A 13316-nucleotide genomic window follows, 5' to 3' on the forward strand; every position below is an offset into this window, starting at 1 on the left:
CCCAGAAAATGCCTCGGCTTCCAAACCCCAGCCGAAGTCTTCATACCGTTGCACTTCAAATGTGAATCCACACCCGGATCAAGTCCGGGGTGACGATGGGGGATGGGCTTTCCTCTGCCGCAAGCGGAGGGCCTTCGCCCATAGCCGGCCACCGTCCCCGTCCGGCGGCGCTCTAGACCGTGCCCTCTTCCTTCTCGGCCTGCTGCCGGGCCCACATGTCGGCATATAGGCCGCGCATCGCGAGCAGCTGGTCGTGCGTTCCCGTCTCGGCGACGCGGCCTTTTTCCAGCACGATGATGCGGTCGGCATTGACCACGGTCGACAGGCGGTGCGCGATCACCAGCGTCGTGCGGCGTTCGGCGATGCGGTCGAGCGTCGCCTGGATCGCCGCTTCGGTGCGGCTGTCGAGCGCGCTCGTCGCTTCGTCGAGGATCAGCAGCGGCGGGTTCTTGAGCAGGGTGCGCGCGATCGCGACGCGCTGTTTCTCGCCCCCCGACAGCTTGAGCCCGCGCTCGCCGACCTCGGTCTCATAGCCCTGCGGCAGCATCGCGATAAAGCCGTCGATCGCCGCACCCTCCGCCGCCGCCGCAATCTCGTCCGCGCTCGCGCCCTCGCGGCCATAGGCGATGTTGTAGCCGATCGAATCGTTGAACAGCACCGTGTCCTGCGGGACGATGCCGATTTGGGCGCGCAGGCTCTTTTGCGTCACCGCGCTTATGTCCTGTCCGTCGATCGCGATGCGTCCGCCCTGCGGGTCATAGAAGCGGAAGAGCAGCCGCGCGATCGTCGACTTGCCCGCGCCCGACGGCCCGACGATCGCCAGCGTCTCGCCCGCCTGGGCCGCGAAGCTGACCCCGTTCAGGATCGTGCGGTCGGGTTCGTAGCCGAAGACGACATTCTCGAACGCCACCGCCGCGCCGTTCACCCGCAGCGCGGGCGCATCGGGCGCGTCGCTGATCTCGGGCGGGGTGTCGATCAGGCGGAACATCGCCTCCATGTCGATCAGCCCCTGGCGGATCACGCGATAGACCATGCCGAGCATGTCGAGCGGGCGGAACAGCTGCGCGAGCAGCGTGTTGACCAGCACCACGTCGCCGACCGCGTAGATGCCGCGCGACCAGCCCCACACCGTATAGGCCATCGCGCCGCCGAGCGTGGCATTGGTGACCAGGCTCTGCCCGATGTTGAGCCAGGCGAGGCTGTTCTCGCTCTTCACCGCGGCGCGCGCATATTGGTCGGCGACGTCGCGATAGCGCGCCGCCTCGCGCTCCTCGGCGCCGAAATATTTGACCGTCTCGTAATTGAGCAGGCTGTCGACGCTGCGCCCGACGGTCAGCGTGTCGAGGTCGTTCATCCGCGTGCGCAGCGCGTTGCGCCAGTCGGTGACCCGCCGCGTAAAGACGATATAGACGACGACCATCGCCGCGGTCGCCCCCGCGAGGCCAAGGCTGAACCTGGTCCAGAAGATGACGAGCACCGCGACGAGTTCGATCACCGTCGGCGCGATGTTGAACAACAGGAAATAGAGCATCGTGTCGATGCTCTTCGTTCCGCGCTCGATCACCTTGGTCACTTCGCCCGTGCGCCGCGCGAGGTGGAAGCGCAGCGACAGCGCGTGGAGGTGGGTGAAGGTCGCGATCGCCAGCTCGCGCGTCGCATCCTGCCCGACGCGTTCGAACACCACGTTGCGCAGATTGTCGAACAGCACCCCGGCGAAACGCGCGCCGGCATAGGCGAGGACAAGCCCGATCGCGAGCGCCACCCCCGCCTGCATCCCCGGCGCCATGCGGTCGATCGCGGCGCCATAGAGAAAGCCCATCGACAGCTGCACGCCCTTCGACGCCAGCACGATCAACGCGGCGAGCAGGATGCGGACCTTGTGCCCGCGATGCCCCGCGGGCCACAGATAGGGCAGGAAGCGCTTCAGCGTGTCGAGAACAGGCGGTTCGCGCGCCGCGTCGGCGGCAGTGGTCGTATCGGGCGGCATGAGCGCCCCATGTAGGGGCGCGGGGGCGAAACGCCAAGCCGCGGCGTCATCGGTGAAAATCTCACGCAAGGGCGCGAAAGAGGGAAAGAGAATCTCGCACAAAGACACGAAGGCACAAAGAGGGCGTTTATTTCCAGGCGTTCTGAATGGACTGGCGCGAAGCGCCTTTCTCGACCGCCTACGGCGAATCCGTCGCCGCACGGCACACGCGACCTCTTTGTGCCTTTGTGTGAGATATGTCTTCGCGCCTTCGCGTGAGATTTCTCTGGAGCCCCGTCGGCTTACGCCCGCTCGCGCTTCGCCGCAAAGCTGATCAGCCGGTCGATCAGGCGCCGGTCGTCGGGGTCGGGACGCGGCGCGGCGGTTTCTTCGGCGGAGGGATCCTGTCGCCGCCCGAAGCTCGGACGGCGCGGCGGGATGCGGGGGGAAAAGCGCATGGACGGGCAACCTTGCTCGCGCGGCTCCCCCCGGCGCCGCGAATGACTGGTCCCTGCCGTCATATGTGAACGGACATAGCTGTCCGCGGGTAAAGGAAGAGGGTTACTGCGTCGTTCGCTTTGGCACGGTGAAGGTGCCGGTGACGCGCCCGTTCTGCCCCTCGACCGGGCGGCCGTCGGGCCCGCGCGCGGCGCCGCGGCCGTCGACCGTCGCGCGTCCCGAATCGAGGTCGATGACCATCCGCCCGCCCGACAGGCGATTCGCGCCCTGGCGCAGCTCGACATTGCCGACCATCGTGATCAGCCGCCGATCGAGGTCGTAGATCGCGACATTTCCCTTCGCCACCTCGTCGCCCTTGGTCACCGTGACTCCACCCGACGCGTCGAGCCGGTTCACGTCGGTGCCGCCGGCGCGCGTATAGGCGACGGTCATGCGCTGCGCCGTCAGGGTCATGCCCGCCTGCGTCACGCGGACGTTGCCCGAAATCACGACGCGGTCGGATCGGTCCTGCACCTCGATGACGTTCGCCGAAAAATCGACCGGCGCGCTGCTGTCGTGGTTGGCGAGCGCCTGCGCCTGCGCGGGGGCGCCGCCGCCGGTCGCGAGGATCGCCAGGCTGGCGAACGCAAAGCTCGCGCCGCCGAGCGCGAGGCTTTTCCACCCGAAGAGGCGCCGGGGCTCGCTCGTCATTTGATCACTCCCTGGTTGATCCTCAGCCGCGCATTGCCCGACAGGCGCACGGTCCGCCCGTCGAGATCGGCATAAAGCCGGTTGGCCGAAAAGCGCCCGATGTTCAACGTTCCTTCGACCCCGCTGTCGCCGATCAGGCTGCGCGTCCGAAGGTCGAGCGCGACATTTTCGGCATTGATGCGATAGCCGTCGGCGCTCTTGACCAGCACCGTGCCCGGTACCGAAACCTTTTCGGTGTCCATATTATATTGCGCATGTTCGGCGGCGATCGTCGCGGGACCGTCCTCGAGCCGGATCGCCCCCGACAGGTCGGTCATCCGGACGACCGGCTCGGCGCTCGATTTCTGGACCGCGCTTCCCGCGATCAGCGCGAAGGGCCGGCCTTTCGTATCCTGTCCGCGATATTCGGCGCGTGTCACGCGCATCCGTTCCTTCGCAACCTCGACCTTGTCCTTGGCGAGCAGGAAACTGACCTCGGAGCGCTGGGTGAAGGGCGAAAAGACGAGCACGGCAGCGATGACGCCGATGACCAGCGGCAGGCCGACGCGCAGGATGCGCACCACGCGGTCGTGGCTCGACCCCTTCGCCGCCCACAGGCGGCGCATCGTGCGATCGAGTTCGGCGCGTTCGGACACCGGCGAATCGCTCCCCGTCAGCTGTGCGCGAAAATATCGACTTCGGGCCAGCCCGCGAGGTCGAGCGCGGCGCGCGTCGGCAGGAAGTCGAAACAGGCCTGCGCGAGCCCGGTGCGCCCCTCGCGCGCGAGGCGGGCGTCGAGCACCTCCTTCATCGCGTGCAGATAGCGCACGTCGCTCGCGGCATAGTCGCGCTGCGCCTCGCTGAGTTCGGCGGCGCCCCAGTCGCTCGACTGCTGTTGCTTCGAAATATCCTGCCCCAACAGCTCGCGCACCAGCTCCTTGAGCCCGTGACGGTCGGTGTAGGTGCGCACGAGCCTCGAGGCGATCTTGGTGCAATAGACGGGCGCGGTGACGACGCCGAGCGCCTGCTGCAGCGCCGCAATGTCGAAGCGCGCGAAATGGAACAGCTTCAGCCGCGCGGGATCGGCCAATATCGCCTTCAGCACCGGCGCGTCATAGGCGCTGCCCGGCGCGAAGCGCACGAGATGCTCGTCGCCCGTACCGTCGCTGATCTGGACGAGGCACAGCCGGTCGCGCAGCGGGTTGAGGCCCATCGTCTCGGTATCGACCGCGACGGCGCCCGGCCCCAGCGCGCCCTCGGGCAGGTCCTCTTCGTGGAAATAGACAGTCATGGCCTCGCCTTAGGCCGGAATTCGGTGCCGCTCAATGACTGGTTTCAATCGCGTCCGCCGCGGCGCGGGCGCTGCGGCCAGACGTGTAAAATCCCGCACGGAGCCTTTGAATTTTCTGTTCGCAGAAGCGCCACGAATAGGTTATATATTACGCCGTTAGCGGCACGGGGCGAGTCTGTGCCCATGGTGAACTGCGTCCCCGTCCGGCGCACGGAGCCGGTTCAATAGGGTGCGGACGAACCGAAAGCGACTATTATTCCATGAGTTTCAACAAGGACCGCCGTGGCCATCGCGGGCGCGGCAAGCGCGATGATTTCGGCAATTTCGACAGCTTCGAACCCGCCCCCTATGGCGGTGACAGCTTCGGTGCGGCCCCGCGCGGCGGCGGCTTCGGCGATCGCGGCGGTTTTGGGGACCGCGGCGGCTTTGGCGGTGGCGACCGGGGCGGCGGCTTCGGCGGCGGCAATCGTGGCGGTGGCGGCTTCGGCGGCGGGCGCGGCGGCGGCATGCCGGCGCAGGTCGTCGGCGAGGGCCAGGGCACGGTGAAATTCTTCAACCCGTCGAAGGGTTTCGGCTTCATCGCCCGCGACGACGGCGGCGAGGATGTGTTCGTGCATATCAGCGCGGTCGAGCAGGCGGGCCTTCAGGGCCTCGCTTCGGGCCAGCCGCTCGGCTTCACGCTCGTCGAGCGCAACGGCAAGGTTTCGGCGATCGACCTCAAGATCGAGGGCGAGCCGATGCCCGTCGAGGAATTCGCCCCGCGCCGCGACGACCGCGGCGGCGAGCGTCCGGGCGGCGCGCGCGGCCGGCGCCAGCTGACCGGCGAGCGCACCTCGGGCACGGTCAAATTCTTCAACACGACCAAGGGTTTCGGCTTCATCGCCCGCGACGACGGCCAGGCCGACGCCTTCGTCCATATCAGCGCGGTGCAGCGCGCCGGCATGGCGGGCCTCGAAGAGGGCGACCGCGTCGCCTTCGACATTGAAGTCGACGATCGCGGCAAATTCGCCGCCGTGAACCTCGAACCGTCGAGCGACTGAGCCAGGCGGACAGGCACAGGAAAGGGCGTCTTCGGGCGCCCTTTTTATTGCGCCGCTCCGGCCGTCCGCGGCGCGCACCCGGCGGTCCCGCGGCGAGACCCGGAAGGGCCGGGAGGCCTTGCTCCGGACGCCGCACCGCGCCACACCGGACTTATGCCGCTTCCCGCCCTCTTTGCCGACTGGTTCGCCGCGCGCGGGTGGCGGCTGCGGCGGCATCAGGCCGAAATGCTCGAGGCGGCCGGTCGCGGCGACCATGCCCTGCTCGTCGCCGCGACCGGGGCGGGCAAGACGCTCGCGGGTTTCCTGCCGAGCCTCGTCGACCTCGCCGCGCATCCTTCGGACCGGCTGCACACGCTCTATGTCTCGCCGCTCAAGGCGCTCGCCGCCGACGTCGAGCGCAACCTCGGCGCGCCGATCGCCGAAATGACGCTGCCGATCAGCGTCGAGAGCCGCAGCGGCGACACGAGTTCGGACAGGAAGGCGCGCCAGCGCAGCCGCCCGCCGAACATCCTGCTGACGACGCCCGAATCGCTTTCGCTGCTGCTCTCCTATCCCGACAGCTTCGCGATGTTCGCTGGTCTGAAAACCGTCGTGATCGACGAGATTCACGCCTTCGCCACGGGCAAGCGCGGCGACCTGCTGAACCTCGCATTGGCCCGCCTGCAGCGAATTGCGCCCGATCTGCGCCGCGTCGGCCTGTCGGCGACGATCGCCGACCCGGACGCCTATCGCCGCTGGCTTGCGCCTGGCGGCGACGCCGACCGGGTCGCGCTCGTCGAGGGCGAGCCGGGCGCCGAGCCCGACATCGCGATCCTGCTCCCCGAAGGTTCCGTGCCCTGGGCCGGCCATTCGGGGCGCTATGCCGTGCATCAGGTGATGGCCGAGATCGCGAAGAACCGCACGACGATCATCTTCTGCAACACGCGCGGGCTCGCCGAGCTGATCTTTCAGGAATTGTGGAAGGTCAACGACCTGTCGCTACCCATCGCGATCCACCACGGCAGCCTCGACCGCGAAGCGCGCCAGCGCGCCGAGGCGGCGATGGCCGAGGGGCGGCTGCGCGCGCTCGTCGCGACCTCCAGCCTCGACCTCGGGCTCGACTGGGGCGACGTCGACTGTGTGATCCAGATGGGCGCGCCCAAGGGATCGTCGCGCCTGCTCCAGCGCATCGGGCGCGCCAACCACCGGCTCGACGAGCCGAGCAAGGCGCTGATCGTGCCCGGCAACCGCTTCGAATATCTGGAAGCGCGCGCGGCCTTGGATGCCGTGGAAGCGGGTGAGCGCGACGCCGACCGCTTCCGTCCCGGCGCGCTCGACGTGCTCGCGCAGCATGTGATGGCGCTCGCCTGCGCGGCGCCGTTCCGTGAAGCCGAGCTGCTTGCCGAAATCCGGACCGCCGCGCCCTATCGCTGGATCGACGCTGCGATTTTCGCGCGGCTGCTCGGCTTCGTGCGCGACGGCGGCTATGCGCTCAAAAGCTATGACCGCTTCCGCCGCCTCGCCCCCGACGGGCAGGGCGGCTGGCGCATATCGCACCCGCGGCTCGCGGCGCAGCACCGGCTCAATGCGGGGATCATCGTCGAAGCGCCGATGGCCGACGTGCGCTTCCGGAACGGCCGCCGGCTGGGAAAGGTCGAGGAATATTTCGCGAGCACGCTGACCCCCGGCGACACCTTTGCCTTTGCCGGCATCAGCCTCGAGGTCGAGGCGATTCGCGACACCGACCTGATCGTCCGCGCGACGACCCGCCCCGCGCGCATCCCGAGCTATATGGGCGCGCGCATGGCGCTGACGACGCGGCTCGCCGACCGGGTGCGCCACTTCCTCGCCGAGCCCGAAAGCTGGGCGCGTTTCCCGGAGGATGTGCGTTTCTGGCTCGAGATGCAGGCGCTGCGTTCGGTGCTGCCGCGCGCAGAGGAGCTGCTCGTCGAGACCTTCCCGCACGAAGGCCATCATTATCTGCTCTGCTATCCGTTCGAAGGCTGGAACGCGCACCAGTCGCTCGGCATGCTGATCTCGAAACGGATGGAGCGCGCGGGGCTGCAACCGCTGGGCTTCGTCGCGTCCGACTATGCGCTCGCGCTCTGGTCGCTGCGCCCTGTGACGAAACCCGAAGCGCTGTTCGATGCCGCGATCCTCGAGGAGGAATTCGTCGAGTGGGTCGAAGGCTCGCATCTTCTGAAGCGCGCGTTTCGCGAAGTCGCGGTGATCGGCGGGCTGATCGAACGCCAGCACCCCGGCAAGCGCAAATCGGGCAAGCAGGTGACCTTTTCGACCGACCTGATTTTCGACGTGCTGCGAAAATATGAACCCGACCATCTGCTCCTCGAAGCCGCGTGGGCCGACGCGCGCGAGCGGCTCACCGATGTCGCGCGGCTCGGCGACCTGCTCGACCGCGCGGCGGGGACGATGGTGCATCGGTCGCTCGACCGGATCAGCCCGCTCGCGGTCCCCGTGCTCGTGCTGATCGGGCGCGAGAATGTGGCGGCGGCCGATATCGACGACGCGCTGCTCGGCGAACTCGCCGACGACCTCGCGCGAACCGCGATGGGCGAGGTTCGAGGGCCGCTTGCCCGATCGCCCGCGAAGGCGTAAACTCGCGTTAAATACAGGAGGGGATGCCGATATGACGTCGATTGCCGTCCGGTCACCTTTTTGGGCGCTGCTCGCCGCGCCGCTGCTCGTCGGCGCGACGCCGGGGACGCCCGCCCCGCCGCCCGCCCCCGAAACGCGCGAAGCGCCCGGACAAGCCGGCCCGACTTCGGTGGTCGATCCGACCCTGCCGATCGAGGAGGTAACGCCCTTCGTTCAGCCCTTCGACCTCGACGCGACGCGGCGCATGTCGGTACAGGTGATGGTCGAAGGGCAGGGACCCTTTTCCTTCCTCGTCGATACCGGTGCCGAGCGGACGGTGATCGCGCGCGAACTCGCCGACCGGCTGGGGCTCAGCCTGGGTGCGCGGCTGCGCCTCTCGACGATCAGCAAGAACGCCACGAGCGCTACCAGCTACCGCGTCGCGTCGCTGCAGATGACCGGCCTTCACCTGACGCCTTTCGACGCGCCGGCCTTTGCCGGACGGCATATCGGGGCCGCGGGGCTGATCGGCGTCGACATGCTCGAGGACCGTCGGCTGCTGATCGACTTTCGCCGCGAGAAGATGGACATATTGCAGACCAAGCGTCGCGCCCGTCCGCTGATCCGCGACCATGACGCGATCGTGGTGTCGGCGCGCAACAGCGCCGGCCGCCTGATCCTGTCCGATGCGCGGATCGACGGACGCCGCGTCGATATCGTGGTCGACACCGGCGCGCAGTCGAGCGTCGGCAATATGGCTTTGATGAAATTGATCGCCGCGCGGCGACAGAATAGCGTGCCGTTCCAGCCGACGATGCTCGGCGCGATCACCGGCGAGGACGTTCCGGCAACGCGCACCTCGATCAAGCGCATCACGATCGAGGGGGTCGATATCAACGACCTGCCGGTGTCCTTCGCCGACGCTGCCGCCTTCACCGCGCTCGGTCTCGACGAACGCCCGGCGCTGCTGCTCGGCATGGACAGCCTGTCGCTTTTCGACCGGATAGAGATCGACTTCCCGAACCGGCGCGTCGTGCTCGACATGCCCGACGGCGCGCGGCGCGACACGCCGCAACGCTTTGCCAGCGCGGGCTGGCGGCAGAGCCTGTAGCCCCCTTGCCGCTGCGCCTCGCCGCCGCCATAGCGGCAGCATGTCCGCCGCCCCCGCCCTCGAATTTGCCGGTCATTCCTTCGTCCCGCTCGCCGACCGCGCGCTGTTCTGGCCGCGCCACGGCGCGCTGATCGTCGCCGATCTGCATCTCGAAAAGGCGAGCTGGTATGCGGCGCACGGCCAGCCGCTGCCGCCCTATGACAGCCACGACACGCTCGACCGGCTCGCGCGGCTCGCGGCCGGGACCGGCGCGCGCGCGATCTGGTGTCTTGGCGACAGCTTCCACGATCGCGACGCCGCGACGCGCATCGCGGCGGCGGTTGCCGCGCGACTGGACAAGCTGGCAGCGGCGGCGCGCATCTTGTGGATCGCGGGCAACCACGACGGCCTGTCGGGCAGCGCGTGGGGCGGGGAGGTCGCCGACGAGCTGATCGTCGACGGCATCGTGCTGCGCCACCAGAGCGAGCGCACCGAGCGGCGTCCCGAAATATCGGGTCATTTCCATCCCAAGCTGCGCCGCACGGTGCGTGGCCGCAGTGTCGCGCGGCCCTGTTTCGCGGGCGACGCGCAGCGCCTGATTCTTCCCGCATTCGGCAGCCTTACCGGCGGTCTCGACGTCGATGCAGCGGCGATCGCGGAAAATTTTCCCCGAGAATATCGGGCGATGCTCGTCGCCAACGGCCGCCTTCTTACCTTTCCCTGCGGCGGCGGCGCGGCGGATGACGCTACGGCAAGCGCGGCGACGGCCGCACGATAAGCACAAAAGCATCCGGGAATCCGGGACTTTCCCACTGTGACCGAAATGCATCACTCCGGCCAAAACAATGGCCGGGCAAGGCTCTGCGTGCTGAAACCTGCGGATCAATTCGATATGTTCGCCGGGCAACGAAAAAATGAAATTTTGAGAGGAGTGCCCGAAATGAAATCTTCCCTTCTTTGTGCCCGGCTTTTGCGCACGAGCGCGCTCGGCGTCTCGCTCGCCGTGGCGGTCGGCGCGGTGCCCGCCTTCGCGCAGGACAGCGAGGCCGACACCCAGGATGCGGCGCCGCAGGAAAGCGCCGCCGACGACAGCAATGTCATCATCGTCACCGCGCAGGGCCGCGCGCAGGCGCTGTCCGACGTTCCGGTCGCGATTTCGGCGGTCGGCGCCGAGGTGATGCAGAACAGCGGCGCGAACGACATCCGCCAGCTCAACCAGGTCGCCCCGTCGCTGCTCGTCTCGTCGACCGGCTCCGAAGCCAATGGCTCGGCGCGTATCCGCGGCATCGGCACCGTCGGCGACAACCCCGGCCTCGAAAGCTCGGTCCCGGTCTTCATCGACGGCGTCTATCGCTCGCGCTCGGGCATCGGCCTCAACGAGCTCGGCGAAATCGACCGGGTCGAGGTGCAGCGCGGCCCGCAGGGCACGCTCGGCGGCCGCAACTCGTCGGCGGGCCTTATCAGCATCTATTCGAAAAAGCCCGAATTCCAGTTCGGCGGCACCGGCGAAATCACCTATGGCAATTACGATTATTGGCGGCTCGGCGGCAGCGTCACCGGCCCGATCACCGACACGCTCGCCGCGCGCCTCGACGGCATCTGGGTCAAGCGCGACGGCTTCTATCGCGACACCACGAACAATACCGACGTCAACGACCGCGACCGCTATTTCCTGCGCGGACAGCTGCTCTTCGAACCGACCGACGCGCTGTCGGTGCGATTGATCGCCGACTATACCTTCCGCGACGAGAAATGCTGCGCCGCGACCTATGTCGACAACAGCGTCAACCCCTATATCGGCGATCTGAACAATCCGGGTGTTCCGGCGACCCCGACGACGAACAATATCATCCAGGTGCTCGCCGACCTCGGCCAGCCGCTCAGCGCCTTCAACCAGGGATACAGCCGCAACATCTCGGTCAGCCCGGGACGCAGCTACGCCGGCGAGACCAAGGATTACGGTTTTTCGGGCCAGATCGACTATGATTTTGGCGGCGCGACGCTGACCTCGATCACCGCGTACCGCGAATATCGGTCGAGCCAGGCGTCGGACACCGATTATGGCGCGGTCGACATCCTCTATCGCGCGCCGAGCGACGACGCCTATCGCCAATTCCATACCTTCACGCAGGAACTGCGCCTGCAGGGCGAGGCGTTCGACGGCACGCTCGACTGGCTCGTCGGCGGCTTCTATGCCAACGAAAAGCTGACGGTCCGCGACAATCTGCGCTTCGGCAACGATTACGGCCGCTTCGCCAACTGCCGCATCATTTCCGGCGGCGGCCTTGCGGGTCTCTATTCGCCGAACAGCCCGCTCTGCGTCATTCCAGGCGTCGGACAGGCGACGATTGCGGGCGCGAGCGGCGCGTCGGGTCCCGATATCGTCGCGGCGTTCACCGCGCTCGACGGGCTCAACGATCTCGGCACGATCAACGACCGCTATTATCAGAACGGCACCAACTGGGCGCTGTTCACGCATAATATCGTCCACATCACCGACACGCTCGATCTGACGCTCGGCCTGCGCTACACGCACGACAAGAAGAAGTTCAGCGCCGACTTCACCAACGACAATACCGTCTGCACGACGATCCAGAGCCTCGTGCTCGACGATCTGACCAGTCCGACGTCGAACGCGACCGCCAAGGCGCTTGCCGGCGGCCTCATCGGCCTCGGCTGCCAGGGCAATTCGACCGCCGAGCTCAATGGTGTGTCGATCGACGATCAGCGCAGCGAGGACGAATGGACCGGCACCGCGATCCTGTCGTGGAAGCCGACCCCCGACCTCCTCACCTATGCGAGCTTCGCGCGCGGGTATAAGGCGGGCGGCTTCAACCTCGACCGTTCGGCGCTCAAATCGCCGATCGTGCCCTTTGCACTGTCGGGCGGTGCGCAGTCGCTCGTCGGCAACCTCCAGTTCGATCCCGAGCTCGTCGACAGCTATGAAATCGGCGCCAAATATTCGACCGGCCCGCTCAGCCTCGGCCTGACCTTCTTCCGGTCGGATTTCAAGAATTTCCAGCTCAACACCTTCAACGGCAGCGTGTTCATCGTCCAGACGATCAACGGCTGTTCGGGAGACCTGACCGGCGGTCCCGACGCCGACACCGACACCGATGCGACGACCGGCGCCTGCGCGGCCGACGATGTGAGCTGGGGCGTGCGCGCCGAGGGCTTCGAGCTCGAGGCGTCGCTGGTTCCGGCGCCCTTCTTCCGCATGGCGGCGGGGCTCACCTACTCGAACACCAAGTTCCGCGACGAGTTGGTCGGCAACAAGCAGGGCGACCCGCTCGATCCGGCGCTGCGCAAGCTGCCCGGCGACAATCTGTCGAACGCGCCCGAGCTGGTCGCGACCGGCAGCATCACCTGGACGCCGCCGATCGGCAGCAGCGGGCTGACCGGCCTCGTCTACATCGACGGCCGCATGACGAGCGATTACAACACCGGGTCGGACCTGTTCCCGCAGAAGGAACAGGACGGCTATGCGCTGGTCAACGCGCGCGTCGGCGTGCGCGGTCCCGACGAGGGCTGGGCGGTCGAGCTGTGGGCGCAGAATCTGTTCAACAAGCAATATGCGCAGGTCGCGTTCAACTCGCCCTTCCAGGCGGGTGGCGCGGGCGCACCCTTCACCGACCCGCAATATCCGGGCGGACGCCAGATCTTCTCGCAGTTCCTCGCCGAACCGCGCACCTATGGCGTGACGCTGCGCGGCAAATTCTGACGCTGCCGCACCAGCTTATCGGCCGCCCGCCTGCCTTTGTGCAGGCGGGCGGTTTTTTGTGACGTGCCGGCTGAGGACCGGCCGGGTTCGGGCGGGAGCGGACCTATCAAACATCGTCACCCCGGACTTGATCCGGGTGTGGATTCACATTTGAAGTGCAACGGTATGAAGACTTCGGCTGGGGTTTGGAAGCCGAGGCATTTTCTGGGAGTATTGTTGTAGATTGCGATGATGGCGTCGAAGGCGTTGGGGGGCAAGTCGTCGAGGCTGGTTTTTCGGGGGAGGTATCGACGGAGGCGACCGATGGCGTTTTCGATGCCGCCTTTCTGCCATGGGGCGTGCGGATCGCAGAAGAAGGCCTGGATAGCGAGTTGCCTTTCGATGCGGTGATGGCGGGTAAATTCGGTGCCATTGTCGAAGGTGATCGACCGTCGCAGCGACGCGGGCATTGGCTGGAGCAACTGGACGATGGCGTCGGCGACGGGATCGGCCTTGAGGCTGTTTTG

Annotated in this window: 11 protein-coding genes; 5 read left to right on the forward strand and 6 right to left on the reverse strand. The window is 67.2% G+C overall.

All coding sequences use genetic code 11. From position 1 onward, the window contains the following. Positions 1–172: 172 nt before the first annotated feature. The 5 genes from CHB69_RS19265 to CHB69_RS19280 form a co-directional block, all read right to left on the reverse strand. On the reverse strand, positions 173–1987 hold the full coding sequence (locus tag CHB69_RS19265; protein ID WP_089217525.1) for an ABCB family ABC transporter ATP-binding protein/permease: 1815 nt from the start codon (positions 1985–1987) through the stop codon (positions 173–175). Positions 1988–2268: 281 nt separating this feature from the next. Further along, positions 2269–2424 carry a hypothetical protein gene (locus CHB69_RS20325; protein ID WP_170935651.1) on the reverse strand — a complete coding sequence of 52 codons (156 nt, stop codon included), beginning with the start codon at positions 2422–2424 and terminating at the stop codon, positions 2269–2271. A gap of 103 nt (positions 2425–2527) precedes the next feature. Further along, positions 2528–3115: an LptA/OstA family protein gene (locus CHB69_RS19270; RefSeq protein WP_089217526.1), complete on the reverse strand. Its 588-nt coding sequence runs from the start codon at positions 3113–3115 to the stop codon at positions 2528–2530. Continuing rightward, a complete protein-coding gene (lptC, locus tag CHB69_RS19275) occupies positions 3112–3750 on the reverse strand; it encodes an LPS export ABC transporter periplasmic protein LptC (protein ID WP_089217527.1) in 639 nt (212 codons plus the stop codon). The genes CHB69_RS19270 and lptC overlap by 4 nt, the downstream gene beginning before the upstream one ends. Positions 3751–3767: 17 nt before the next feature. Next, a complete protein-coding gene (locus tag CHB69_RS19280) occupies positions 3768–4385 on the reverse strand; it encodes a ribonuclease D (protein ID WP_089217528.1) in 618 nt (205 codons plus the stop codon). A 260-nt stretch (positions 4386–4645) separates the two neighbouring features. Between CHB69_RS19280 and CHB69_RS20705 the strand changes: the two genes are divergently transcribed. The 5 genes from CHB69_RS20705 to CHB69_RS19305 all read left to right on the forward strand — a co-directional run bounded on the left by CHB69_RS20705 (position 4646) and on the right by CHB69_RS19305 (position 12810). Then, the gene (locus CHB69_RS20705; protein ID WP_089217529.1) at positions 4646–5425 is read left to right on the forward strand and encodes a cold-shock protein; all 780 of its coding nucleotides are present in this window, start codon (positions 4646–4648) and stop codon (positions 5423–5425) included. Between the two features lie 153 nt (positions 5426–5578). Then, positions 5579–8020: a ligase-associated DNA damage response DEXH box helicase gene (locus tag CHB69_RS19290; RefSeq protein WP_089217530.1), complete on the forward strand. Its 2442-nt coding sequence runs from the start codon at positions 5579–5581 to the stop codon at positions 8018–8020. A 31-nt stretch (positions 8021–8051) separates the two neighbouring features. Next, positions 8052–9110 carry a retroviral-like aspartic protease family protein gene (locus tag CHB69_RS19295; RefSeq protein WP_089217531.1) on the forward strand — a complete coding sequence of 353 codons (1059 nt, stop codon included), beginning with the start codon at positions 8052–8054 and terminating at the stop codon, positions 9108–9110. A gap of 40 nt (positions 9111–9150) precedes the next feature. Next, positions 9151–9867 (forward strand): ligase-associated DNA damage response endonuclease PdeM, encoded by a 717-nt coding sequence (gene pdeM / locus CHB69_RS19300; RefSeq protein WP_089217532.1) that lies wholly within the window; start codon positions 9151–9153, stop codon positions 9865–9867. A gap of 162 nt (positions 9868–10029) precedes the next feature. Next, positions 10030–12810, forward strand: a complete 2781-nt coding sequence (locus tag CHB69_RS19305; RefSeq protein WP_089217533.1) for a TonB-dependent receptor — start codon at positions 10030–10032, stop codon at positions 12808–12810. A gap of 116 nt (positions 12811–12926) precedes the next feature. On the opposite strand, the gene CHB69_RS20840 is transcribed toward CHB69_RS19305, so the two are convergent. Then, positions 12927–13316, reverse strand: a 390-nt coding sequence (locus tag CHB69_RS20840) for an IS30 family transposase (protein WP_141133923.1), incomplete at its 5' end; no start/stop codon positions are given.

Origin of the sequence: Sphingopyxis indica, from assembly GCF_900188185.1 — a bacterium.
GTDB lineage: Bacteria > Pseudomonadota > Alphaproteobacteria > Sphingomonadales > Sphingomonadaceae > Sphingopyxis > Sphingopyxis indica.

Coding starts and splice junctions, on each gene's coding strand:
- CHB69_RS19265 (WP_089217525.1), bottom strand. CDS start 1,987: ATGCCGCCCGATACGACCACTGCCGCCGACGCGGCGCGCGAACCGCCT.
- CHB69_RS20325 (WP_170935651.1), bottom strand. CDS start 2,424: ATGCGCTTTTCCCCCCGCATCCCGCCGCGCCGTCCGAGCTTCGGGCGG.
- CHB69_RS19270 (WP_089217526.1), bottom strand. CDS start 3,115: ATGACGAGCGAGCCCCGGCGCCTCTTCGGGTGGAAAAGCCTCGCGCTC.
- CHB69_RS19280 (WP_089217528.1), bottom strand. CDS start 4,385: ATGACTGTCTATTTCCACGAAGAGGACCTGCCCGAGGGCGCGCTGGGG.
- CHB69_RS20705 (WP_089217529.1), top strand. CDS start 4,646: ATGAGTTTCAACAAGGACCGCCGTGGCCATCGCGGGCGCGGCAAGCGC.
- CHB69_RS19290 (WP_089217530.1), top strand. CDS start 5,579: ATGCCGCTTCCCGCCCTCTTTGCCGACTGGTTCGCCGCGCGCGGGTGG.
- CHB69_RS19295 (WP_089217531.1), top strand. CDS start 8,052: ATGACGTCGATTGCCGTCCGGTCACCTTTTTGGGCGCTGCTCGCCGCG.
- pdeM (WP_089217532.1), top strand. CDS start 9,151: ATGTCCGCCGCCCCCGCCCTCGAATTTGCCGGTCATTCCTTCGTCCCG.
- CHB69_RS19305 (WP_089217533.1), top strand. CDS start 10,030: ATGAAATCTTCCCTTCTTTGTGCCCGGCTTTTGCGCACGAGCGCGCTC.